Annotated in this window: 16 protein-coding genes; 4 read left to right on the top strand and 12 right to left on the bottom strand. The window is 53.3% G+C overall.

Annotated elements, in window-relative coordinates:
* The first annotated feature begins 83 nt into the window (after window positions 1-83).
* On the top strand, window positions 84-509 hold the full coding sequence (locus ACTJIK_RS23735) for a hypothetical protein (RefSeq protein ID WP_440650034.1): 426 nt from the start codon (window positions 84-86) through the stop codon (window positions 507-509).
* 33 nt (window positions 510-542) lie between these two features.
* Window positions 543-1,154, top strand: a complete 612-nt coding sequence (locus ACTJIK_RS23730; protein ID WP_440650033.1) for an SIMPL domain-containing protein — start codon at window positions 543-545, stop codon at window positions 1,152-1,154.
* A 98-nt stretch (window positions 1,155-1,252) separates the two neighbouring features.
* Here the strand turns inward: ACTJIK_RS23730 and ACTJIK_RS23725 are convergent, their stop codons facing one another.
* The 5 genes from ACTJIK_RS23725 to ACTJIK_RS23705 are packed head-to-tail and all read right to left on the bottom strand — an operon-like array spanning window position 1,253 to window position 11,431.
* A complete protein-coding gene (locus ACTJIK_RS23725) occupies window positions 1,253-1,660 on the bottom strand; it encodes a hypothetical protein (RefSeq protein ID WP_440650032.1) in 408 nt (135 codons plus the stop codon).
* 19 nt (window positions 1,661-1,679) lie between these two features.
* Window positions 1,680-3,530 carry a RagB/SusD family nutrient uptake outer membrane protein gene (locus ACTJIK_RS23720; protein WP_440650031.1) on the bottom strand — a complete coding sequence of 617 codons (1,851 nt, stop codon included), beginning with the start codon at window positions 3,528-3,530 and terminating at the stop codon, window positions 1,680-1,682.
* Window positions 3,531-3,548: 18 nt separating this feature from the next.
* On the bottom strand, window positions 3,549-6,638 hold the full coding sequence (locus ACTJIK_RS23715) for a SusC/RagA family TonB-linked outer membrane protein (RefSeq protein WP_440650030.1): 3,090 nt from the start codon (window positions 6,636-6,638) through the stop codon (window positions 3,549-3,551).
* Between the two features lie 32 nt (window positions 6,639-6,670).
* Entirely contained in the window at window positions 6,671-8,467 is a 1,797-nt protein-coding gene (locus ACTJIK_RS23710; protein WP_440650029.1) for a RagB/SusD family nutrient uptake outer membrane protein, read from the bottom strand.
* A 24-nt stretch (window positions 8,468-8,491) separates the two neighbouring features.
* Entirely contained in the window at window positions 8,492-11,431 is a 2,940-nt protein-coding gene (locus ACTJIK_RS23705) for a SusC/RagA family TonB-linked outer membrane protein (protein ID WP_440650028.1), read from the bottom strand.
* 395 nt (window positions 11,432-11,826) lie between these two features.
* On the opposite strand from ACTJIK_RS23705, the gene ACTJIK_RS23700 reads away from it, so the two are divergent.
* Together ACTJIK_RS23700 and ACTJIK_RS23695 are read left to right on the top strand one after the other, a co-directional pair.
* Complete coding sequence (locus tag ACTJIK_RS23700; protein WP_440650027.1) at window positions 11,827-12,843, top strand: LacI family DNA-binding transcriptional regulator; 1,017 nt, start codon at window positions 11,827-11,829, stop codon at window positions 12,841-12,843.
* A gap of 54 nt (window positions 12,844-12,897) precedes the next feature.
* A complete protein-coding gene (locus ACTJIK_RS23695) occupies window positions 12,898-13,629 on the top strand; it encodes a DNA-formamidopyrimidine glycosylase family protein (RefSeq protein WP_440650026.1) in 732 nt (243 codons plus the stop codon).
* Window positions 13,630-13,692: 63 nt separating this feature from the next.
* On the opposite strand, the gene ACTJIK_RS23690 is transcribed toward ACTJIK_RS23695, so the two are convergent.
* The 7 genes from ACTJIK_RS23690 to ACTJIK_RS23660 all read right to left on the bottom strand — a co-directional run bounded on the left by ACTJIK_RS23690 (window position 13,693) and on the right by ACTJIK_RS23660 (window position 24,936).
* The gene (locus ACTJIK_RS23690) at window positions 13,693-14,427 is read right to left on the bottom strand and encodes a CHAD domain-containing protein (RefSeq protein WP_440650057.1); all 735 of its coding nucleotides are present in this window, start codon (window positions 14,425-14,427) and stop codon (window positions 13,693-13,695) included.
* Between the two features lie 119 nt (window positions 14,428-14,546).
* Window positions 14,547-15,518 carry an NAD(P)-dependent alcohol dehydrogenase gene (locus tag ACTJIK_RS23685; RefSeq protein WP_440650025.1) on the bottom strand — a complete coding sequence of 324 codons (972 nt, stop codon included), beginning with the start codon at window positions 15,516-15,518 and terminating at the stop codon, window positions 14,547-14,549.
* 268 nt (window positions 15,519-15,786) lie between these two features.
* Window positions 15,787-16,926 carry a redoxin domain-containing protein gene (locus ACTJIK_RS23680; RefSeq protein WP_440650024.1) on the bottom strand — a complete coding sequence of 380 codons (1,140 nt, stop codon included), beginning with the start codon at window positions 16,924-16,926 and terminating at the stop codon, window positions 15,787-15,789.
* Entirely contained in the window at window positions 16,923-18,506 is a 1,584-nt protein-coding gene (locus tag ACTJIK_RS23675; RefSeq protein ID WP_440650023.1) for a S41 family peptidase, read from the bottom strand. Before ACTJIK_RS23675 ends, ACTJIK_RS23680 begins: the two co-directional genes overlap by 4 nt.
* A 3-nt stretch (window positions 18,507-18,509) precedes the next feature.
* Window positions 18,510-19,979 (bottom strand): TlpA family protein disulfide reductase, encoded by a 1,470-nt coding sequence (locus ACTJIK_RS23670; protein ID WP_440650022.1) that lies wholly within the window; start codon window positions 19,977-19,979, stop codon window positions 18,510-18,512.
* A gap of 18 nt (window positions 19,980-19,997) precedes the next feature.
* Window positions 19,998-21,362 (bottom strand): RagB/SusD family nutrient uptake outer membrane protein, encoded by a 1,365-nt coding sequence (locus ACTJIK_RS23665; RefSeq protein WP_440650021.1) that lies wholly within the window; start codon window positions 21,360-21,362, stop codon window positions 19,998-20,000.
* A gap of 19 nt (window positions 21,363-21,381) precedes the next feature.
* Entirely contained in the window at window positions 21,382-24,936 is a 3,555-nt protein-coding gene (locus ACTJIK_RS23660) for a SusC/RagA family TonB-linked outer membrane protein (RefSeq protein WP_440650020.1), read from the bottom strand.
* Window positions 24,937-24,938: the final 2 nt, after the last annotated feature.

The following is a 24,938-nucleotide window of genomic DNA, read 5'->3' as shown; positions in this document are numbered from 1 at the left end:
GATCGCGCCAACACAATACGGCTCAACGTTTCCGCCAGTTTCAACTCCGGTAAAAATCAATTTTAACCAAAAAAACAAACATTATGATCTACGGAATTACCCTGATCCTGTTAAGCATCATCGCCGTGCCCTCTCTCATCTTATCAAAAAAACCCAACGCAAAGGAGCTCCTGGAAAAAGTGGAACCCTACCAGGGATGGATCGGGATCATTTTCTGCTTCTGGGGAATATGGGGCATCGTATCCGCCGTATTGAACCTTGGCTGGCTCACCACCGCCCCGGTTTGGTGGACAACTTTAGCAGCCGGCAGCCTGGTAGAAGCGTGCCTCGGATTTTTGCTAGGCTTCCCGCTCATCAACAAACTTTTCCTCTCCGAAAGCGTAAAAGCCCGTGAAAAGGCCGCGCAGATCAGGGCGAAAGTAGCCCCGAAGCAGGGCGTACTCGGCATACTGGGCCTCATTGTAGGCGCGTGGATGATCGTAGCCTCCTTCCTGTTTGCGATCGTTTAAGAATATCATTTCCAGCAATTCAAACAAAACCCGATGAAAAAAATATTACTGGCCGCCATCGTATCGCTGACGGCGTTGAACAGCTTTGCCCAGGCAAAGGAAACCACCATCGAAGTGAGGGGTGTTGCCAAAATAGACCGGGAGATCGCATCCTACCTGATCGATTTCGCCTTATCCGTGGAATATGGAGAAATCGAAGGCGGGAAATCTTTCGAAGACCTGAAAAATGCCTTCTTCACCAAAGCCAAAGCCGCCGGCTTCGAAGAGAGCCGGTTCAAAGAAGACAAAATGGGATACCAGGCACTGCAACTTTACAGGGAAGGCAGCTTGTACACACTTGAAACCCATTCCCCGGAAGAACTGCTGAAAGCGGCCAAACTTGCAGACGGAGGCGGTGTGATCAGCATTACGGGCACCCGGTTAACGTTCAAGGGGCAGACAGACAATCAGAAACTTTTCGATGCTGCATTCCGCAACGGTAAGGAAAAGGCGGCCGCCATCGCAAAGGCCACCAACAAAAAACTGGGGGATGTGCTCATGATCACGGACTACACCCCGCTTGATGAAGCTGCTGAAAATTATTTCCATTTCAAGCAGGTTGCAGATGAATATTTCTACCTGGCGCTGAAATTCGCAGCAGAATAGCCGGCCCGTCATTCATTTTTAACCCGAAAACAGTTAGTAATTATAAAAAGGGCTGCCTCCGGTGATGGAGACAGCCCTTCCTGTATTTATCCAGGTTTCTATGGCGTCACTTTAACCGTAAAACTGCGCACCGTATGATGGTCTTTCATATCCGCCGCATCAATCCTGATCACGGTTTCCGCGGTGATGTCGGTCAGCACGTAATTCACATGATACACGGTGGGCGTCAGCTGGAAGTCCGTATAAGTTTCCACCAGCTCTTCGCTTTTCCCTTTTTCCGTCTTATACATTTTGATCTCCTTCAGCTTATTCGGGGCGCTCACCCTGCATTTGATATTCCATTCGGTAATGCCTGCAGCCAGCGTAGTGGAAACAAAATCGGCATTTTCCACCTTGTCCTTTTCGTAGTACAACACTTCAGGCACAAACCTGTCCATGAAGTCATCCTTTTTGCAGCTGCTGAATACAGCCAGGGTCATCACGAGTAAAACCAGTATTTTTTTCATGTCAGTTCTTTTTTTGTTATTACCAGCCCGGGTTTTGCAGCATGTTAGGATTATTGTTCACCTCAGACTGCGGGAGCGGCAGCAGGTTGTGCTTGGACTGGAATACCCTTCTCTCCCACACTTTAACGGAGTACACAAATGAGCCGTCCGGTTTTTTCAGCACGTCATGTTCGTATACAACTTTCTGTGTTTGTTCACCTATCAGCCAGCGGCGGATATCGAAGAAGCGGTGCTCCTCGAATGCCAGCTCGATCCTGCGTTCGTTGCGTATGAATTTGCGCAGGTGTTTCTGATCAGCGATGTTCCAGCCGTTGCGGCTGAACGTTGTGGCAACATCCGGCATATCCGCACGCGCCCTGATGAGATCCAGCGTCTGGATCACTTCCGTGCGGGCTGCGCCGTCCGGCAGGAACTCGTTCATGGCTTCCGCATAACCCAGCAGGAATTCCACGTAACGGTAGAGGGGGAAGTTGTGATTGGTTTGCCCGGTCACGCCGTTGTTCAGTGAAATGTTCTTCGGGTCCATGAACTTGCGGAGGAAAAGGCCGGTATGGCCATATCCGTTCAGGAATTCCTGGCCCGTGGAACCATCTTCCGCCCTCCAGGTATTAAAGGTAGTGCCGCCGAACATCGCGCCATTGTACCAGAGGGAATGATAGAACCGTGAATCCCGGTTGGCATACGGTTGCTGCGGGTTAAAGCCTGAGGCCGGGTTTACGACGAACTCGCCGTTGTTCATCAGCGGCACGCCGTAGTCGTCCGTCTGGAAAATGGGATAACCGTCTTTCGTTTCGAAACAGGCGGCATAATTGTAAGTAGGCAAAGTAAAAGAAGCATCGCCCGCTTTCTGCATCGCACCCGGGAGCTGCCATTTATCCAGTTCATTGGTCATGCCTTTTTTGCCGTAGCTGAGGATGATCTCCGTATTCACACGGGTGATGAACACATCGTACCAGCCGATCGCGTTCAAAGAGCCGGGATAGCTGTTCTTATTACCGAAGAAGTTGTTTGCGCCGGTTTTTACCACCAGCTTATACACCGGTGCGCCAGTCTCATCCTGGTGGTCTATCACCTCCTTAGCCGCATCTGCAGCATCTTTCCAGCGGCTGGCGTCGTAGCCGCCCCATGACCATGGGCTTACCGGGCCGGATGCGGTACCATTGAATATAGGACTGGCCAGGTGCAGCAGCAGGCGGGCTTTAATGGATTTGGCCACCCCGCTGGTCACCCGCATATAATCCACCCCGGTTTGCCGCGCAGGAAGATGCGCCGCGGCAGTATCGCAATCCGCCAGGATGAACTTCTTAATTTCTTCCAGGCTGGCGCGGGGAGCCATCAGCTCGGGGTCGCCGCGTTCCGGCACCGTGGTGATAATGGGCACGCCGCCATACCAGCGGACCAGTTCTGTATAATACAATGCTCTCAGGCAGAGGGCTTCATATTTCAGGCGCTCCCTGATCTCTTCTGTTGACATGTATTGCTCCGGGTCCACGGGCACATTGTCTATCTTGCTCAGGAAGAGGTTACAGGCGCGGATAGCCGCGTAATAGTTGGCCCAGCGCTTGAACTTGTCCGGCAGGCTGGTGGGATTGTAGGCGCCAACGTGCACAGTATTCACCCAACCCCACCAGGGACGTGATTCTCCGTCGTCGGTAGCTGCGTCGAGATAAACGTTGTCGTCCCAGCCGTAGGGGATGCGGCGGTAGATATCCGTGAGGAATTCCTTGGTGTATTTCGCGCTGGAAAATACCCTTTCCTCATTCAGCTCACCTGACTCCGCCTTGTCCAGCAACCCGGCCCCGTCTTTTACGCAGGACGCGAACGTTGCGGAGATGGCAAATGTGAACAGTATATATTTTAATCGCTTCATGTTTATGGTCTTTTAAACTTACAGGGTAACTTTTATACCAAAATTCCAGGTTCTCAGCTGGGGATAGGAATTGCCGGTTTCACTGGCGGATTCCGGATCCCAGTTCAGCATTTTATCCCAGGTGACCAGGTTCGTGCCGTTGATGAATATCCTGGCGCTCTGGATCTTTACCCTGGACAATAAAGCTTTGGACATATTGTAGCCAACTTCCAGGTTCTTCAGGCGGATGTAGTTCCGGGAGTATAACCAGTAGCTGGATTTACGGTGGTTGTTGGTATTCTCTGAAGGGTGCAGCCTCGGGTAGGTCGCATTGTCCCAGGACGAAGGATCATCAGGATTGTAGCGGCCGAGGTGATGCTGCATCACTTTACCCAATTGGCTGAATTCCCATACCGCATCCTGCTGGAAGTACATGTCCGCACCACCCGCGCCCTGGAACAATACATTGATGTCGAAGCTCCTGTAGCTGGCGCCGACCGTGATACCGTAAATATATTCGGGTACGCGGCCTTTACCGATCGCGCCCACGTCGTAGCTGTCTATCTGGCCATCGCCGTTGAGGTCTTTGTAGCGGATATCGCCGGGATACACCACGCCGAAGGACGGAACGGCCACATCTTTGCGTAGTACAGGGAAACCGCCTTCCAGCAACAGGTTCCCGTTGCCGTCCTTCTCAAAATCGTTGTTGGAATAAAGACCTTCGGCGGTAAGGCCAAAGTGCTGCCCGATGCGTTTGCCTTCTATTTTCTGCCAGTCGTACCGCTTGCCTTCTTCGTCTATCTTTTTGATCACGTTACGGGCGAAGGTGAAGTTGCCTTTGATGAAGTACTTCACATCGCCGATCCGGTCGTTGTATCCCAGTTCAAAATCGATCCCTTTATTGATCACCTGCCCGATGTTTTCGGGCGGCAGGCCCTGACCGTCCGCCCGTTCCGTACCCTGCGGGTTGTTCATACCGAAAAGCAGGGGCACTGAATAAGGTATGGCAAGAATGTCGCGGCGTTTTTCGTAGAACACATCCACCGTTGCGTTGATCCTGTTCTGCCACATCCTCGCATCAAACCCGATGTTGGATTTCTGCGCCCTCTCCCAGGTCACCAGCAGGTTGCCCGGCTGGCCTTCAATGATACCCCGCTCTGCAAACGGGTTTTCGCCCCACACATACCGCCAGCCGTCTTCATCTCTTGCATAGAGGTAACGCTGCTCGTAGAGATAATTAAAGTCGCCGATCTTGTCGTTACCGATCTCACCGTAGGAACCTCTTATCTTCAGGTAATTGACAAAACCGATATTGTCTTTCCAGAAATTCTCTTCGGAAGGCACCCACCCTGCGGACATGGCCGGGAAAAACCCGTATCTCCTGCTGGCCTCAAACTGCATGGAACCGTTATAACCGGCATTTACTTCAAACAGGTATTTATTCCTGTAAGCATAGGTGGCGCGGCCTACCCAGCCCAGGTACCCGGTCGGGACCTTTGCTTCGTCATAATACTGGCTCTGCTGGTAAAGCACCATGGCCGTCACTGCATGATCGCCGTCGCCAAAGGAGCGGTTATAATTCAACGCGCCTTCGAAAGACTGCCTGCGCCTGCCCGGGCCTCTGCCCGTGGAGATGGATATTTCGGTAGGGCTTTTATTCAGGCTGTAATTGCCAAAGCGGTTGTATTCGTACAGCTCCGGCTTCTCTACGATATCGCGCCGGGATTCATAGCTGCTGTTGAAACCTATCAGCGTTCTGAACGACAGGCCCGGCAGTATCTTACCAAGGTCCTGGTTGAGCTTGAAGGCACCTTCCAGCACATTGGTATTACGTTCCCTGTTCCCGAACTGGGATAATAATGCATAAGGAGAAAGCCTACTCTCATCGGAACGGCCACCGATCGTACCGTCTGGATTGATATAAGACTGCCAGTTGGGCGGAAGCCTTCTCAGCTTGTCGTACAGATCGTCCCCGAAGTTCGGCTGTTTCCTTACTTCAAATCTCCCGGTAAGGTCCACTCCCACTTTCAGCGAGGGGTTCACGGTGAAGTCCAGGTTGGAGCGGAAGCTGTACCGTTCGAAATTGGAGTTGGTTTCGTATCTCGCGTTCGGGAATTCCCTGTACAGGCCTTCCTGGTGGAGGTGGTTCGCGGAAATGAAATAACCGAGCACGTCGTTGCCGCCCCTTACGTTGATGTTGGACATCTGCTGCCAGGATGCATCGCGGACGAAGTCGTTGTAATAATCATTGTCCGGGTGGGTGTAAGGGGAATTCTTCAGGCGGTAATGTTCCAGGTCGCTGGCGGTATATTCCAGCGGTTTGCCTTCATTTTTCAGCGCCTCGTTGGTTAGCATGGCAAAGTCGTACGAGCCGAGGTACTGGGGCTTGCGGATGGACTGCTGCACGGCGGCCTGTGTGGAAATACTCAATACCGGCCGGCCTTTCACGCCGCGTTTGGTGGTAATGAGGATCACGCCGTTCGCGCCCCGTACCCCGTAAGCAGCGGTAGCGGAGGCGTCTTTCAGCACGGAGAATGTTTCAATATCCACCGGGTCTATCTGCCGCCATTCCCTTTCGATACCGTCCACCAGCACCAGCGGCGCCGTGGAGTTGGTGGTAGCCATGCCGCGCACATATATTTCGGCATTATCCGCTCCGGGTTTGCCAGCGCCCATGATCGTCACCACGCCCGATACCCTGCCGGCAATGGCATTGGTAAGGTTAGGGGTGGAAGACTGCTGCAGCTCTTCTGCTTTTACCTGCGAGATAGCGCCTACCACGCTGGCTTTCTTTTGCGTGCCGTAACCAACGATCACGGTTTCCCCGAGTTTGGTAGCGTCCGACGAAAGGGTGATCCGGAGGATGGACTGATTTTTTACATTCACCTCCTGCGCGTTGTACCCGATAAAAGATACCAGGAGCACGGCATTGGGGCCGGATACGTTCATTTTGAATTCCCCCTTGGGGTCTGTGATAGCGCGGTTGGTACCACCTTTTTCTATAATGGTGGCGCCGATGAGCGCTTCTCCCTCACTGTCCGTCACCTTACCGGCGATAGCCCTAACCTGTGCATATAATTGCGGCAGGGATAAGAGGAGGATTATAAGAACTAAGAATATTTTTTTCATCCTGTGGGATTTAATTGTAAGCATTGAACAGTTTACCATTGCGGATTCTGTTTCATATTGGGATTCCGGTTCACTTCTGTTTGCGGAATGGGGAAGAAATAATGTTTGGTTTCAAACACCTTGGTTTCCACCTGCACATTCGGGTCGTAAGTGAAGCTGCCGTCCGGTTGTTTGGTAATCACGCAGCCGCGGATAAACTTCGGCAGCTGTTCAATGATCATCCAGCGGCGTATGTCGAAATACCGGTGGTCTTCAAAGGCCAGTTCCACACGGCGTTCGTTCCGGATAAATTCCCGCAGGTTCTCTTTGGTTAAAGGAATGCCTCTCCTGGCAAAGGACGTCGCTACATCCGGCATCCCCACGCGGTCGCGCACCAGGTCCAGCGCGGCTACCGCGGTGAGCGGGCTGCTGGCTCCGGGGGCGGTATAGGAGGGCCCGCCGGCTTCATTGGCGGCTTCCGCCAGGTTGAGCAGCACTTCCGCATACCGGAAATAATGCCAGTTGTGATAAGCCGTACCGGTTCCCTGGGCGGGGTTCACATTGGTATAATCCATGAACTTGTTCAGGTAATAAGAGGTTTCGGTTTTGGCATTGCCGGTGGCGTTTTCGCCGCCTGTGAAGGTCTGGAAGGTATAGTTGGTCTTGTTGGCGAATTTCGCATACTTCGCGCCGTTGTAGATAATGCTGGCATAAAAGCGCGGGTCCCTTTTCAGGTAAGGGTCTTTCGCCTGGTCCGGGTTTGCCCAGCTGAAAACGGTGCCGTCTTCCATTTCATAGGCATCCACCAGGTCCTGCGAAGGACAGGTGCCGCCTTTGGCGTTCGTAAATCCAGCCGGGAAGTTATCATTCTCCGTATCGCGGTTGGGCCCTCTTAAGCGGCCGAAGATAAATTCGCGGTTGGTGGTACCGGCGCCCCATGCGTTGAAAAATTCCTTGTAGTTGCGCTGCCCGTTGGCAGTGGGTTTGTACAGCGTGTACCAGTTGAGGTCCACCAGGTCCTGCGCGGCCTTGGCTGCCAGCGCCCAACGGTTGGGGTCCGCGTTCATCATCGAGGTGAGCGAATCCGTACCGGCCCTGTTGTACAGCGGGCTGGCGGCATACAGCAATACCTTCGCCTTCAGCGCCATGCAGCTGCCGCGGTCCGCCCGGCCTACTTCCGTGGGTTCCGTGTAAGGTTCCGCCGGTAATAATGCAATGGCTTCGTCGCACTGCTGCACGATAAAGTTCACCACCGACTGCACCGAGCTGCGGGGCAGCAGCACGTTGTCGCTGGCTTCGAACGACCTGTCCACGATCGGTATACCGCCCCATCTCTGGAACAGGAACCAGTGATAAGCAGCCCGGAGAAAAAGAGCTTCCCCGCGCATTCTTTTCCTGAACCTTTCGCTAGAGGTGGTTGGCAGCTTATGAAGGTTAGCGAGGGCGGTGTTGGCCTTCCTGTTGCCGTGATATCCTCCGTATTTCAACCAGGAACCTATTTCACCCGCCCCGTCGCTGGCGCGCCAGTAGCGCATGTTGGAGGGGTTCCAGTTGCCTGCGCTCATGCGCTGGGCGGCGGAAGGGGATGTTTTATTGGTGGATACGTGAATGGCTTCGTCGGTGGCGGAGGCAAGCATGGCGTTTCCATCCAGCCAGTTGTAGCTGTTGGAAACGTCCGCCGGCAGGTCCGTGTAAGCATTGTTGATGAACAGTTCCGCCCGCGCGGAGTCTGTAAACACGTCATCCGCGGACTTGAACTCGACCGGCACCACGTTCAGCGGCTTCATGCAGCCGGCTGCCGCGCCTGCCGCAAGGGCCGCTATAAAATATATTGAAGTAGATCTTTTCATGATTTCAGGTTTCAGTTAACTGGATTAAAAAGTAACACTGAGGCCGGCGTTGAGGATACGCTGGATAGGGTACAGCACGTAGTGCGACGACCTTGCTTCCAGGTCCATCAGGTCCGAGCTGGACCAGGTGAACAGGTTATAGCCGTTCACATATACCCTTACTTTTTCCATCCTGATCCTTTTACTGAGATTTTCCGGCAGGGTATATCCCAGCTCCATCGTTTTGAGCCTTACCATGGCCGCGTCTTTGAGCCAGTAGGTAGAGGTGCGCTGGTTGTTGGCCTTGTTGGAAAGGGATAAGCGGGGATAGGTGGCGTTGGCCCAGCTGCCCGGGTCGTCCGGATTGTAGCGGCCCAGGTGATGTTCGCGCACGGTACCGTTGTCGTGGAACTCGTACATGGCTTCACCGTTCATGTGCTGTTTGGTGCCGGACTGGCCGGTGAACAGTACGTTGAAATCAAAACCGCTGTAGCGGAGGCCCAGCCCGGCGCCATACTGGAGGGAAGGGAAATTGCTCTGGCCGAGGTATACTTCGTCATACGCGTCTATCACATCGTCGCCGTTCTGATCCTTATACCTGATATCGCCGGGTTTAACCACCCCGAAAGATTGCCTGGGGCTTGCGTCAATTTCGTCCTGGTCCTGGAACAGGCCCAGGGCTTCGAGGCCATAAATGGCGTCCAGCGGTTTGCCGGTGCGGGCCTGGTATTCGAAACGCTGCTTTTCTTCTCCCCTGTTCAGCACTTTATTCTCCGCCCTGGTAACCGTACCGTTCAGCGTCAGCTCCAGTTTCCCGAACTTCTGGGTGTAAGCCAGAGCGGCATCAAAACCTTTGTTCTCGATCACGCCGATGGGAAAGTCAGGGAAGCGGATACCCATGATATTAGGCAGCGCGGGCTGTATCATAATGTCTGTGTTCTTTTCATAGAACCAGTCAAAACTGAAGCTCAGCTTATTGTTCAGCACTGTCGCGTCGATGCCCACATTGGTCTTTTTCACTTTTTCCCAGGTAACGTTGTTCAGCGCGAAGGCGGACTCGTTCCAGCCGGTGTAGCCCAGGGAGGTATACCCGAAGTTCACGCCGCCGGAGGAAGCGTATTTCTGGTACCATAAGAAATACCCGCCGATATCGTCGTTGCCCGTGAGCCCGTGAGACGCGCGGAGCTTAAGGAAGTTCACCCATTTGTTATCCTTCAGGAAGTTTTCCTCGGAAGCTACCCAGGCAACTGATGCGGCGGGGAAGAAACCGAACTTATTCCCGGGGAGGAACTGCTCGGAGCCCTGGTAGCCGAAATTAAATTCAGCGATATACCGCTTGTTGTACACATAGGTTGCCTTGCCGTTTGCGCCGAGGTATGCGCGGGGAATGTTGCCGTTGTTTTCGCTGGAAATGATCCGCTGCGCCATGGCAACATAGGCAGATACCGCGTGGCGGCCGAACTCACGGTCATAATTGAGGGATGCGTCGGTATTAAATATCCTTTGTGTGGAAGGGTATTCCACGCCTGAGGACATTTGTGTGTTGGAGCCGGTCTCCACGTACCTGATGCTGCCGTCCGGCTTGTATTCCACTTCGCCGTTGGCCTGGCGCAGATCGTACACTTTAAAGCTTTTGCTGCGGTTGGTGACCATATCGTACCAGCTGTCGAAAGCCACGTTGGCTTTGATGGCGAGGCCTTTGGTGATAAAATCAAGGTCGTGCTTCGCGCGGAAGGTGGCGAACATGCTGCGCACGTAGTACAGGGAATACCCCTGGTTGTTCAGCAGACCGTAGGGATTGCCCGTAAAGTCTTTGGTGCCGCCCAGGTTACCGTCCGGCGTAAATACGGGGAAGGCGTTGGGGGGCGTTTTATAGAATGCGCGGAACACACGCAGCGCTGCGTCTGTCCTGGAGCCGGGCATGGTCTGTTGCTCCTGCCTGCCGGCGATATCCAGCGTCATGGAGAAACGTTTGTTCACCTGGATATCCACGTTCGATCGCAGGGTGATCATGCTGAAATCTGCGTTCGTATTGTAAGTGTTCGCGTTTTCGTCCACTTTATACAGGCCGCTGTTGCGGGTGTAACCGGCGGATACAAAATATCTCGCCGCTTTATTGCCCCCTTCGATGTTCACGCTGTAGCGTTGCTGCCAGGTGGATTTATTGACGTACTGGTCGTACCAGTTGATGTCCGGATAAAGGTAGCGGTCCAGGTCATTCTCATAAATACCCCGCGATGCTTTTTCATATTTGTCCAGGTCCTCATCGCTGTACTTCGGGGCGGATCCGTCGTTGGTGAGCGCCTCATTATACAGCGTTGCATAGTGGTATGAGTTAAGAAGCTTTGGCGTGGTGGTGGGGGATTTAACACCGGTGCGGGCGTTGAAGGTGATGCGGATGCGGCCTTCCTCCCCCCTTTTGGTGGTAACGAGAATGATGCCGTTTCCGCCACGAAGGCCATACTGCGCCGTAGCTGCGGCATCTTTTAATACGGTGATGGATTCAATTTCGTTGGGATCCAGGAATTCCATGCTTCTTTCATAGCCGTCTACCAGGATCACCGGCGTATTGCTGCGGAAGGTCCTTTTGCCGCGCATCAGCACACCGGCAGATTCATCTCCGGGCTCGCCGTTGTTCTGCATGATAAAGACGCCCGGAAGCAGGCCCTGCATTTTGTTCAGGTTATTGATCACGGGGGTGTTCTCCACGACGGGGCCATACATGGTGGAAAATGCGCCGCTGGCGTCGTGCCGTGGCTGCCGGTTGTTAAAGACCTGGATATAATCCTTTTTAATTCCGGTGACCCTGACTTCAGGCACACTGTCTGCCGGTTGCGCCTGGTAAGGCGTACGGGCGGCTGCAGCGTTTGTACCTGCCAGCGATAGGCACAGGCAGCAGAACATTCCGGCGGCGCTCTTCAGGTATAGCAGGTACCTGCCCGCCTGCGCGGAATGATGCGGGATCTTTGTTCGTGTTCTTTTCATAGCGTAGATTTCAAAAAAAAGGTAACGGATTGGATCAGGCATAAACGCGCCCGCTCTGTGCAGAGTGCACAAAGTTTTCTGTGGAACTGTATAGACATAATAAAGCCGTTTCCTTTTTCCGGAAAGGATTTACGGGTGGTTCCCTGACCCTGTCTGCGATTAAAAAAGCATAGCGATTACGATACTGGCTGTACTGTTGGTTTCATTATTTTTGTTTTTAGACCTGGGTAAAAACTGGCGTGGAACTGTAAACTGGAGCGTTAACTTATAAAAAAGAATGCGTGTTTCTGCATAAATGCGCTAATATTTACGGAAACGTTTCCGTGAATTTGGAAACCATTTGTTGTTTTTATTAACTAATAATCCTATTATTAGTAGGTGACCGGGAGAGTTTCATGAATAAGATAAACATCAAATACCTGGCTAAAGAGCTGAATCTTGCCATTTCTACAGTATCACGCGCATTAAGGGATAGTCATGAAATAAGCGCTGCAACCAAAGCAAAAGTATTCGCTTTAGCGAAACAGTTAAATTATGAACCTAACCCCAATGCAAGCGGCCTTCGCGGACAAAAAACCAAGATGATCGCCGTTGTGATACCAGACATGGTGAATGACTTCTTTTCTCTTGTTATCAGCGGTATTGAAAAGATCACACAAAGCAAGGGCTACCACATCCTGCTTTACTTTACACATGGCGATCATGAACTGGAGGTTTCCTTTATTAAAACATTGGCGAACGGCAGGGTGGACGGGGTATTGCTGTCTATGTCCAGCGAAAACAACGATCACCATCACCTGGGAGAGCTGGAAAAGAATGGCATCCCCCTCGTGATGTTCGACAGGGTATCCGATAAGATGGAACATGTGGTAAAGGTCACTTCCGATAATTATGAAAGCGCAATTGTGGCCACCCGGCACCTTATTGATGCGGGCTGCAAAAAGATTGCTTACCTGCAGGTGCATAAAAATATCCCCGTCGGAAAGATCCGCATGAAGGGTTACCTGGATGCGCTCCAGCAATATTCCTCCCAGGCAGCGCCGCTCGTCATTGAATCCGCCAACGATAACGAGGAGACCTTCCAGTCCCTCAAACAAATGCTCATCAGGGAAAAACCGGACGGGATCTTCGCATCCATAGAGAAGCTGGCGGTGATCTGTTACCGGGTATGCGAGAAGATCCGGCTGAAGATCCCTGAAGATATCAAAGTGATCAGCTTCTCCAACCTCCAGACCGCTTCCCTGCTCAACCCTTCCCTGACCACCATCACACAGCCCGCTTTCGATATCGGCGAAACGGCCGCAAAAGAACTGTTCGATCTCATCAACAGGAAAGACAAACCTCCTGCGGCGGAAAGAAACGTGGTGCTGAAATCAAGATTGATCAAAGGCCGTTCCACTGCCCGGTACTGATATTCCATACGGTGTGATTCTTGCTCGGTATACCCGGAACAACAACGCAAGATCATGCCAGAAGGGCCGTCACTCGTCATATTAAAAGAAGCGCTTGCCCCTTTCAAAGGTAAAAAGGTAACAGGCGTGGAAGGTAATACACGCATCCTGCTCCCCGACATCAAAGGGAAAAAGGTAACTGCCATTAAAACCTGGGGGAAAGAATTGCTGATCTGTTTCCCGGAATTTACCATCCGGGTGCACTTCCTGCTGTTCGGCACTTACCGCATCAACGAAAGGAAAGACATGGAGCCGCGGCTAAGCCTGGCGTTCGGGAAGCAGGAAGTGAATTTCTACACCAGCTCTATCCGCATCCTCTATGAGCCGCCGGACGACATTTACGACTGGAGCGCAGATGTTATGAGCCCTGGGTGGTCTCACCGCAAAGCCATGGCCAAGCTCCGCCAGATACCGGACACCCTGGTTTGCGACGCGATCCTGAACCAGCGCATCTTCGCAGGCGCCGGGAATATCATCAAAAACGAAGTGCTGTTCCGCATCCGTGTACATCCCGCCACACGCGTCGGGCAGCTCCCCGCCAGGAAAAAGAGCCAGCTGGTGAAAGACGTGGTGGATTACAGCTTCCTGTTCCTGGAATGGAAAAAAGCATTCGTATTAAAAAAGAACTGGCTTATCCATACGAAAAGAACCTGCCCGCGCTGCCACATCCCGGCCCATAAAGAGTACCTCGGCAAAACGGCCCGCCGTACTTTCTTTTGCAATAATTGCCAGGTGCTGTACGGTTAATGGCACCGGCAATGCATACCGGAACAATAACACTCCCGAATCCCAAAAAGGCAAGGCAGCATATTATTGATCTGATCGGGGAACAGGAAATATAACTTTATCCCAAAAACCATTACCGGCGGCATGAATAGCTTCGCCCGCCTTATCCTGATCCTTCTGCAACCTGCCGACCTTAGCTTTATTCCCGGCGTCCCCGGAAGCCAGCAGCCTGACGGCCACAGCCGTATCATGCCATTTGCCGATATCATCCTGCAACTGGTCCAGGTAGATAGTATTTAATTTCAAGCTCTCCACTAATTGTTTGTGCAACATCCCATGAACATACAGGAGGGTCTTGATGTTCTTGCGGGCATCATGAAGCTGGTCTATGGATGACGCGGTGATGCCTGTGGCTATTCTTTTGAGCTGCCTTGTGAACCAGCGCCTGATATCGCTGTTCCGGACGGAGTGTATCGCACGCAGAAGAGACTCGACCGTATTCCGGATGCGTTTATCATTACGGGCGGCATGTAAACGGAACTTCTCTGATTCCTGCTGAAGCGTATGGGTTGTGTCCGCACTAAATGCGGGATCCTTAATATGATATTGCTTCATCATTTGCAGGTTGATATTGGCTTCCCGGATAGTTCCGGCGGCGTGGAATACTTTCTTTATGCCTTTCAGCCGCACATCTTCCTTCTTTTCATCAAATGATGTGGTGAATTTTTCTACCGCTCTTATTTTCTTGATCTCCACGCGTAGCTTGTGCAGCGCTTCCTGGCTTCCGGAACCGGCAAAAGCATGCAGCTGGCGCCGCATCTCCAGGCATCTTTTAACGAGGTATTTTTGTTGCCTCTTCTTTTTAAGCATAGCGCAACTTTCCAGTTAAAGTTAGCGCTAATTTCTTACACGACTTCCGTTTACAGGGCTGAAATAAGCTAAATGGTAATAACGATCTTTCCCATCACGCGCCCGGTTCCAAAATACCTGAATGCATCGGCCACCTGGTCTAAAGGGTAATGCCTGTCTATCACAGGCATAAGCTTCCCTGCTTCAAAAAGTTGCGTAAGCTGGTCGAGATCTTCCCTGTTCGGCCGGTATCCCATAATACCCAGTTTCCTGCCTGTAAACCTGGAAATAACCGGGCCCAGGACCATCAGCTGCAGCAACAGCCCGCCCATGGAGCCGCCTATCATGGCAAAGGTACCGCCTGGCTGCAACGCGCGTTTATAATCAGATACGGACCGGTGTGCAATCACATCCAGGACCTTATTATATTGCAGGCCATTCCGCGTATAGTCTTCAACGTTATAGTCAATGAGATGATCGGCGCCCAGCGAACGCAGCATCTCGAATTTCTCACTGCGGTCCACACAGGTCACTTCGGCGCCCAATGATTTTGCATACTGCAAAGCCAATGTGCCTACCCCGCCGCCGGCGCCGTTGATCAGTATTTTCTGGCCGGGCAGCACGGCGCCGTGATAGCGGAGCCCCTGCAAAGCAAGAAGGCCTGCCTGGGGTAATGCGGCCGCCTGTTCAAATGTCATCTCCGGCGATTTGCCGGCCAGCAACTTCTCCGGAACAGCTACATACTCTGCAAAACCGCCAAAACCGCTTTCAGCGATATCGCCAAACACCTCGTCTCCGGGTTTGAATTTTGTAACATTTTTCCCGGCCGCTTCTACCCGGCCTGCCATGTCCGCACCGAGCACCGTATGTTTCGGTTTCCTCAAACCGCCAATGATCCGCACCAGCAGCGGTTTGCCCCACAACAGATCCCAGTCCCACGAATTGACCGATGCGGCATGCACCTTTACCAGCACTTCACCATCTTTGGGCACAGGTTTCTCTACCTCCATTAAATGGAGTACTTCAGGTGAGCCATATTCTTTATAGACGATCGCTTTCATGCTGGTTTGCTGTGGTCAAACAAGACAGGGACACGGCAGCCTGCTGACATCGGAGTTTTTTCTTCTCTGTTACTTTGACCGGGATAAAACACTGAATGTATGCAAGTAGTAATATAATAAAATATCTCCATCCGGCAAGTACGCGGAAAATAGCAACCTTCTTCATTTTACCGCCACAAAAAAACCATTTGCGAAACAATTGTACGGCATTGCCGGCTGTTTCGCAAATGGTTTATGGTTGGGTTTTGACAGGAAATATCTTCAGCGTTTAGTGGAGCACTTTTTTCAACTGCGCTTCCAAAGCCTCTCCCCTGAGGTATTTGGCGATGATCTTCCCCTCGGGGCTGATGAGGAAATTCATCGGGATGGCATTCACTTCATACAGCTTGGCTACTTCACTCTCCCATGCTTTAAGGTCCGATACCTGGGTCCACCGCAGCCCGTCTTTCCGGATGGCTTCCAGCCATTTGTCCTTGTCCCCGGGCTTGTCCAGCGAAATGCCGAGGATAGTGAAACCTTTGTCTTTATAAGCATCATAAGCCTTTACAAGATTGGGATTCTCCCGGCGGCAGGGGCCGCACCAGGAAGCCCAGAAATCGAGCAATACGTATTTGCCGCGGAAGTCGGACAGTTTTACGGGCTGACCGTTCACGTCGTTCAGTGCGAACTCCGGCGCGGGGGAGCCTTCCTGTGTTTTTTTCACTTTCAGGATTTTTTCCAGCACCGTTTTGCCCAACTCGGTGTTGCGTATATTTTCGTTCAGCGCCAGGAAATCTTTCTCCGCCTGCACGGCGTCGAACTCCGGCGGAAGGGTAGAATTGAAAGCCATCAGCGATATGTATTTGCCGGGATTGGCTTTTACGTACTTCATTTTCACACTGATGATCTCCTTCGTGATTACGTCGGCCCTTTTCTCAAGGCTGGCAATGTATGCGGAATCTTTCTGCATATTCTCCGGCTGTTCCTTGAACTCCCTGTTCAGCAGCTCGTACCTGTCATAGTAGGGTTTCAGCATAGCGGTCACCTTCAGGTTATCGTCCTGCGCCGGCGACCCTTTTATCACGGCGTTATGAATGGAGTCGTTAGCGCTGATCGTTATAACTTTATCTTCCAGGAAAAAAGCCAGCACATCCTCTTTCGGGCGGGTTACCGGGTTGTGCTCTTCGTTGTTGTGTTTCACAAGGATGTGCGCTTCCCTGGTATCTACCACTTTGCCGCTGAACCGGAACTGCCCGTTTTTGATCTCCGCGGAGTCCAATATGCGTTCGCCGTTCACTTTGTAGGCGAGATAAGCTTTTGCCGGCGGGTTCAGTTTGCCGACAGTGCCTTTGATGGTATATGATTGCTGGGCAGCGAGCGGCAATGGCGCGCCGACCGCCGCCAGCATGAGTATGCGATAGATCTTCATGGTTTCAGATATTTTGTGTAAAGTGATGGCCGGGCCAGTATCCGCAGGGCTTCCTGCAGGCTGGCATTGTCTGTATTAAGCACGCGCAGGAAATAATCGTTCCCTGCATACAGCTGGCTGGCCAGTTGTGCTTTCATGTCGAGCGCCAGCAGCTGAACGGCCCTGTTCTTACTGCCGGGCTGCAGCGGCATACCCGATCTTCCGGCGGCGCCTGTTACTGTTTCCAGCACGCCGGGCGGCACGGTGAAATTTTTGTTGAATGCGTTGAAATCAGGATATGCTTCGAGCAGTTTCGCGCGATGGTCGTCCAGGTATTCAAAAGTGTATTTGCCGGTGATGCCTGCGGCTGAAACAGCCTGCAGCCAGCCGCTGTACTCCACAGTATCGATAGGGACATATACATCCGGCATGATGCCCCCTCCGCCGTATACGGTCCGTTTGTGCAGCAGGGTGGTATATTTCAGCGAATCGGGGAAGTGAATGGCACCGGCATTGAGCAGTTCACCGCTTTGCAGGCGTGTTTGCACATTATCGTCGTATTGCGCGCCATGGTAAGGCTTTTGAATGGACCGGCCGGAGGGCGTAAAGTAACGGGCGCCTGTGAGCTCCAGCACAGAACCGTCGAACACCGGCACGGGGCGTTGCATCAGGCCCTTCCCAAAACTCCTTCTGCCTATGATCACCGCCCGGTCCCAATCCTGGAGCGCGCCGGTGAGTATTTCGGCAGCGGAGGCCGTAGACTGGTCTATGAGCACCGCCAGCCCGCCTTCGGGGAATTGGCCGAAACCGCCGGTGTAGTAATAATCCTTGCCTTTGTCGCGGCCCACGCTGTAGAACACCAGCCTGTCCTTCTGCAGAAATTCGTCCGCCACGCCGATAGCGGCTTGTACATACCCACCGCCGTTGCCTTGCAGGTCGAGCACCAGGCTTTGCATGCCCTGCTGTTTTAAGGCGATCAGCGCCCGGTCCATTTCCTGGCGGGTGGTTTCATTGAATATGCGGAGGGAAATATAGCCGGTCTTATCATTGAGCATATAAGCCGCGCGCACGGAATGGTCCGCCACAAAATCACGTTCCAGCTGCTTTTTAAAAGGCGCCGGTGTATACCTGCGGAAGATCTCCAGCGACACGGTCGTTCCTTTCTGCCCGCGGATCTTCTTCATCACGGCATAGCTGGTTTGCCGGCTACCGGCCACGCGGTCACCATCTACCGACAGGATGCGGTCGCCCGCCTGCAGGCCTGCCTTTTCAGCAGGGCCGCCTGCGGTCACCTGCGTGATGTACACGCTGTCGTTCTCCATCATGAACTGGATGCCTACGCCGGCAAAACGGCCTTTCATGGCCTCCTGCTGCTCTTCGGATTCCTGTTTGCCGAAATAATGCGAATGCGGGTCCAGTACCTTCATCATACCGGCAATAGCGGCTTCCACCAGCCGGTCTTCTCCCAGCGAGTCCACATAATGTTCCTCAATAGCCTTCAGCGTCTGCCAGAGCTTTTCTTTCGGGTTTACCTGCGCTTTGAGCGTACCGGTAAAACTTGCCATCACCGCAACGGCAACGGCCATTCTTCTCATTCTCATAACCTATTGCTCATTTTTTAAAATTTCTATCGCCACAGACAGCTCTTCCGCCAGTTTGCTGGGGCTGCCGGAGTAACCTTCCGATGTATAACGCATCACCCCGTCTTTCAGGATCACTTTCCTGGGAATGGCGGACGACTGGAAGAAAGGCACGAATGTTTTGAACACCTCGTCCTGCCCGCCGGTCGATTTGCTGATATTATCATGCAGGAGGTTGAAACGGAATCCTTCCTTTTTCACATAACCTGTGGATTTCCCTTTGTAATCCCCTGTTTGCATAGTACCCATGAGGTATACCGCCACTTTATCATCCTTTGCATATTTATCTGTCAGCAGCTGCATGCCAGGAAAGGCCATGATACAGGGTTTGCACCAGGTAGCCCAAAAATCTATCACCACTATTTTATCGCCCCATTCGCTGGAACGTACGATATTGCCATCTGCGTCTTCCACCGCAAAGGGCATGAATTCCTTGCTGGTCATATGTTCCTTCACGTATGCCTTCATGGCTTCCAGCTCTGCGGGAGAGCGCAGGGAGGCGAGGTACTGGTCGTATCCGTCCGTGCTTCCCTGTTTCTTCGCATACTGTTTTTTCAGCTCGTCCAGCATGCGCGGGGTCATGGTATTGGCTTTCACGCATTGCTCCAGGAAGGGGCGTATCGCCGGTTCGTCGCTGGTTTGCAGGAGTATTTCCAGGCGGGTGTCGTTCAGCTCGGCGGAGCCATAGGCGCCTTTGGGAGACAGGTGTTTGAAATATGTTTTTGCTTCCTCGTATTTCTTCATATCGCGCAGCAGGCTGATGTAAGTGCCGAGCTGGTTGTCCAGCTGCTCGTCCGCATTGGCCTGCGCCTGTTCTTTGTTGAACACGCCGCCTTCCTGGTAGGAGCCGTCTTTCACTTTTTTCACCAGCTCGTTGATCATGGGGGTGGCCACGTTGTACAGGGTATCCTGCCCCAGCAATTTGAACGCATACGCCCGCATGATGTTCCAGCGGAAGATCTCATTTTCCGTTTTATAATCCAGCGGCGTGCACATGGCCAGGAATTTATCGAGCTGCCTGGTTTCGAAATAGGCTGTGCCCAGCATGCGGTGGGTGTTGTAGTAAATGAAAGACTGGCCATTGCGGTTGGCGCGCCATTCTTCATAAGGGAATGCCTGCAGGAAGCGCTCTCCTTTATTGATCAATTCCTCATTGTTTTTCCCGGTGCTGGCCTTTTGAAAGGCGTTGAGCCGCGCAAAAGAGCCCTTGGGATATTTGGCGATGATCAGCTGCTCCAGTTCGGATGCTCTTTTATCGTCTTTCAGCTCGAAGCGGAAATACCGGTGCACGGCTTCCAGCTCCTGCTGCGAAAGGTCTTTATTTTTGACCAGTTCTTCCGGAGCCGTGTTCTTATACTGTTCATAACGCTGTGCGTGCACAGCCGTGATGCCCAGCAACAGCAGGCTCCCGATCAGGGTGATTTTTTTCCTCATATCATTCATCATTTTTTATTATCGCTGGTTCTGCGTCAGTTCCGGGTTGAGATCAATATTTTTCGGCGGGATGGGATACACATAGCGGTTGCCCGGCACCAGCGTATAGGTATTGCCTTTGAACACGCGTGTTTCTGTTTCCGCAAGCGCTGGTTCAATGCTGAGCCTGCGCTGATCGTACCAGCGCAAGCCGGTGCCGAACAGTTCGCGCCTTCTTTCATCCAGCACGATGCGCAGCGCCTCGTTGGCGTTGGCGGCGGCGAGCTCCACGTAATCAGCCGGGCGGAAACGTTTCTGCCGCAGGGCATTCACCAGGTTCATGGCCGGCCCCGCCTGACCGGTTCTCGCCAGGCCTTCCGCCTGTGTGAGCATCACTTCCGGTACGGTAATGCCGGTGGTAACGTTATCGCCCGCGAACAATCTTGCACGCCAGGAGCCGCGGCCGGTAAAGGCCGGCTGGAAAGTGCTGCCGGCGCGCGTGTACAGCTCATAACGCAGATCGTTTGTTTGAAATTTCTCCAGCAGCTCATTGCTAAGCGGCAGGTTGTGGTTGCCAGGCATGTTGGTCTGCCTGGCCAGGATTACTTCCGGGTTGTCTAGCCGCCGGGGGAAAGCCGTACCGGTAGCGTAGGCATTCAGGTCCAGCACGGTGTTCCTGTAGCCTAATGCCAGCCCTGCCTGCTGCGCAGCTTCAGCGAAACTTTGCATATACAGGTATGTTCTGGCCAATGTAGCATGCGCCGCTGCTTTGGCCGCATGAATATTGTTGGAAGGTTGGGCAGGCAATGCGGGCAACGCTTCGGTGAGGTCTTTGATGATCTGGTCGTACACCGCCTGCACGGAAGCGCGCTCCAGGCTCACGAACAGGTCCGGCGTGAGCAGCAGGGGCAGGCCCGGGTCCGAGGATGCAGTGGTTGCGTTATAGGGCCTGGCATACAGGTTCACCAGGGTGAGGTATGTATAGGCGCGCTGCACTTTGGCTTCAGCCTGCGTGCTGTTCTTCTGCGCGTCCGTGCCGCCTTCGCTGCCCTGCACGTTGACGATCACCTGGTTGCAGACATATATCTGGTTGTATAGCTGGTCCCAGTTCACATCGCTCTGGTCCGCAGTATAATAATTCGCACCCCAGATGTATACGCTGTCGCTGCCGCTGTTGAGCAGGTTTTGTGTACTGGCGTTCGCATCCAGGTTGATGTCATCAGCGGATAACATCGGCTGGCTGGCCGTTCTTTCGAATACGGTCCTGTCGCTCAGCAGGCGCTGGAAGTCCGTGGTGTATCTGAATAAACGCTGGTTCGGCTGTTCCACTTCCACAAATTTGCGGCAGGCCGGTGCCACCATTGCAATGGCCAGGAGTGTTATATAGAAATTTCTCAGTGTCATGTCGTCATTCTTTTTCCGGTTAGAAAGAAGCATTCAGGCTCAGGTAAAATGCCGGCGCGGGCGGCAGGTTGGTATAGTTCGTGGAAGCCACATAGCTCGGGTCTATGCCGGCTTTGTTCTTCTTCCAGATGATACCCAGGTTGCGGGCGGATACGCTCATGCCCAGGGACTTTACCGCTATGCGGGATAATGCCTGCGGAGGCACCTGGTAACCCAGGGAGACCTGTTGCAGCCTGATGTGGCTGCCGCTTTCCACCAGCAGGTCGGAGAATTTATAGCGGTTGATGTTGTTGGTGCTTACGTTGGCCAGGCCCGGCACATTGGTCGATGCCTCGTCTCCCGGTTTGCGCCAGCGCAGGGCCAGGTCTTTCTGGCTGCCGATCAGGCCGAAGTAGCTGCCGGTGAAAGTGGGATAGTTCTCGATGGAATAACGGCGGATCACATGCCCCATTTCATAACTGATGCGTATGCCCAGGGTGAACGCCCGGTACCTGAAATCGTTGAAGAAACCGCCGAAGTACGGCGGTGTGGTGCGGCCCATATACGCGATATCGTCTGCCGTGATCACGTTGTTGCCCTCATCGGCGGTAACGATCTTACCGTTTTTATCAAATATCTGTGAACGCCCTTTGTTGTCCAGGCCGGCCCAGCGGTAGGCATACATGGCGTCCCGGGGCATGCCTTCCACGAAGTTGCCGGCTATGAGCTGTATGCCGGAAGGACGTTTGAAACGCGCGTCCGTTACCTCATTGGTGTTGTAGGAAATATTGAAAGTGGATGACCATCCGAAGTTGACACCGCGGATCACCTCTGCGCGGAGGCCCAGTTCATAACCATGGCCTTTCATGGAAGCGGCGTTGTACGACAGCGTGCTCCAGCCATAGGTTGAATTGATGGGGAAGGTCCACAGGATGTCTGTTGTTTTTTTACGGTACGCATCCGCGCTCACGTTGAGGCGGCTATTGAGCAATGAAAAATCAAGCCCGAGGTTGCCCGTGCGGGTCAGTTCCCAGCTCACCTGGTTATTGGCCGGGCTTTGCACAGAGCCGACAGGTTCCATCGTAACCGGGTCTATACCGCCCAGGCTCAGGATGGCGGCGTTGCTTGCGCTGGTGGGCACGGAACCGCCGGTGCCGTAAGTGAGTCGTACGTTCAGGTTGGAGAGCCAGCTTACACTACGCATAAAATCTTCCGAGCTCACGTTCCACTTCACACCGGCAGACCACAGCGGCTTGGCGCGCTGGCTGCGGGAAGCGCCCAGCAGGTTAAAATCGTCGAAACGCATGCTGGCGGAAACGATATAGCGGCTGTTCAGCATGGAGAAGGCCGCATTGCCGTAGTAAGACAGGAAGCGGCTGATGCTTTTGGTAATGACGCCGTCGTTGTAGCTCAGGGTATTGGTCCATCCGTAGATGGTCATGTAAGGATCATTGGGTTTCCAACTGGCGGCGGAATAGGTATCCTCGTCGAAGCCATAACGGGTCTGCGGGTAGCGGTCGCCCGTCTGCTCGCGGATCTCGGTACCGGCCACCGCATTCAGGCCGTACCTGCTTCCCCATGATTTATTGACATTCAGCTGTCCGCGCAGCGACCAGGCCGATTCGTTATAGTTTTCACTTGTTAATTTGCCGCCGTAGGGTACACCGTATACCAACCGGCCATTTGAGCCCACGGTGGTGCCGGTGTTCACCAGCACGCGCGTGTCGTAGCTGTTCAGCTCGCCAAGTGTATTGCTGCTGCCGGTATTACGCTGCAAGGAACCGGCCACGCTCAGATCGGCCCAGCTGGTGAGCTTGGTAATGACGTCCGCATTAAAACGGAAGCGATTCTCTTTGGTTTTGACGAAACCGTAATCCAGCTCCTGCAGCGCGCTGTACGTCCAGGGCAGGTATCCTTTGGCCAGGAAGTCCGCCGCCACTTCATCGCGGAAATCGATGGAGCGGGCGATAGTGTTGCCTTGCGCATCCTGCAGCATTTCGTACGGACGCAGCCCCAGCCTGCCGTTGCCGATCGCGTTCAGCGCGGCCATGTTGGAGCTGGTGTTGGCGTAGTTATAATTGATGCCGGTGTTGACGGTCACTCTTTTATTGAACAGCTCGTTGCTCATGTTGGCGGTTACAAAATAGGCTTCGCCTTTATTGCTCCTGAATACCGGTATATCCTTCGTGTAGTTGGTGGAAAGATAATAGGTGCTGTTCTGACCGCCGCCGGAGAACGACAGGTTATATTGCTGGGAAACGGCGCGCTGCAGCAGCAGATCCCTCACCTGGCCCCGGTTATCCTGGCTGCCCAATGCGGCCAGCGCGGAATCCCGTTGTTTCGCGGTAGCCTGCCCGCGGTCCGACCGGAACATCCATTCCAACGCCTCGCTCACAGGCCTGTTCTGGTTGAAGGTCATCCAGCTGTTGTCCCACACGGCCGGATCGGTGAAATACCCCAGGTCCTTCATTTCCTTTTCCAGCTCAATGTATTGCGCACTGTTCATCCGGTTCAGGTTCTTCATATTGGAGGGATTGGAAATGCTGAGGTTGGTGCTGAAATTCAGCTGGGAGGAGTTTTTCTTTCCTCTTTTGGTAGTGAGCACGATCACGCCGTTGGCGGCTTTGGCGCCCCAGATAGACGTGGCTGCCGCATCTTTCAGGATAGTGATCGATTCAATGTCTTCGGGATTATAGCGGCTTAAAATGGTGCCAATGGAGGCGCCGGCGTTCTCGCGCTCAGACAGGTCCTGGTCCACGGCGGGAAAGCCGTCTACCACGATCAGCGGGGTGCTGGCGCCGGATGTGCTGAGGGTATTCATCCCCCGGATACTGATCCTGTTATTCCTTACATCAAAGCGCACGCCCGGCACTACGCCTTCGAGGCGTTCCAGCATGTTCACGGCGGGAACGCTGCGGATGGCTTTGGCGTCTATGACCTCCACTGCGCCCGTGGCCCGTTCTTTCGGTATTTGCTGGTAACCGGTGGATACCACGGTCACTTCATTCAGCTGCTTGACGTCTGTTTCCAGCTTCACGTTGATGACGGAACGCCCGTCCACTGCCTCTTTACGCGGCGCCATACCAATGAAGCTGAACACCAGCGCATTGGTCCTTTCCCGCAGGTGCAGCGTATAGCGGCCATCGCTGCTGGTGGTTGCGCCCCAGTGAATGGCATAACCTTCGGGCAATACGGTAACACCTATCAACGGTTTGCCGTCTGTATCCGTTACAAGACCGGAAATGGTCTGCACATACTCCCGGGCCTGCGGCTGCTCCTCTCCTGCTTCGCCAGGCTGGGATTTGGGGCGGTTATCTTTAATGATGGTGTAATAATTTTCCTGGATGTAGAGAAAGAGGAAACCCTTGCTGTACAAGAGGTCTTTCAGCACGCTTTCCACCGGCTCCTTTTTGTTGAGTGCTTTTTTTGGTACGTAGACATTGTCCAGTAAATGTTCTTCGTAAGAGAACTTGGTGCCATACACGGCCTTTACTTCGTCCAGCGCTTTCTTAAGCGGCACCTGTTGTTGCGCATACAGGCTGATCGGCAGCGTAACCCAAAGGAAACACATGGCCACTAGCAATTTTTTGCTCATCT

This window comes from Chitinophaga sp. 22620, assembly GCF_052044405.1.
In the GTDB taxonomy this organism is placed as follows: Bacteria; Bacteroidota; Bacteroidia; order Chitinophagales; family Chitinophagaceae; genus Chitinophaga.
Note: the sequence above shows the minus strand (reverse complement) of the source record. Positions and strands in the feature narration are given on the sequence as shown.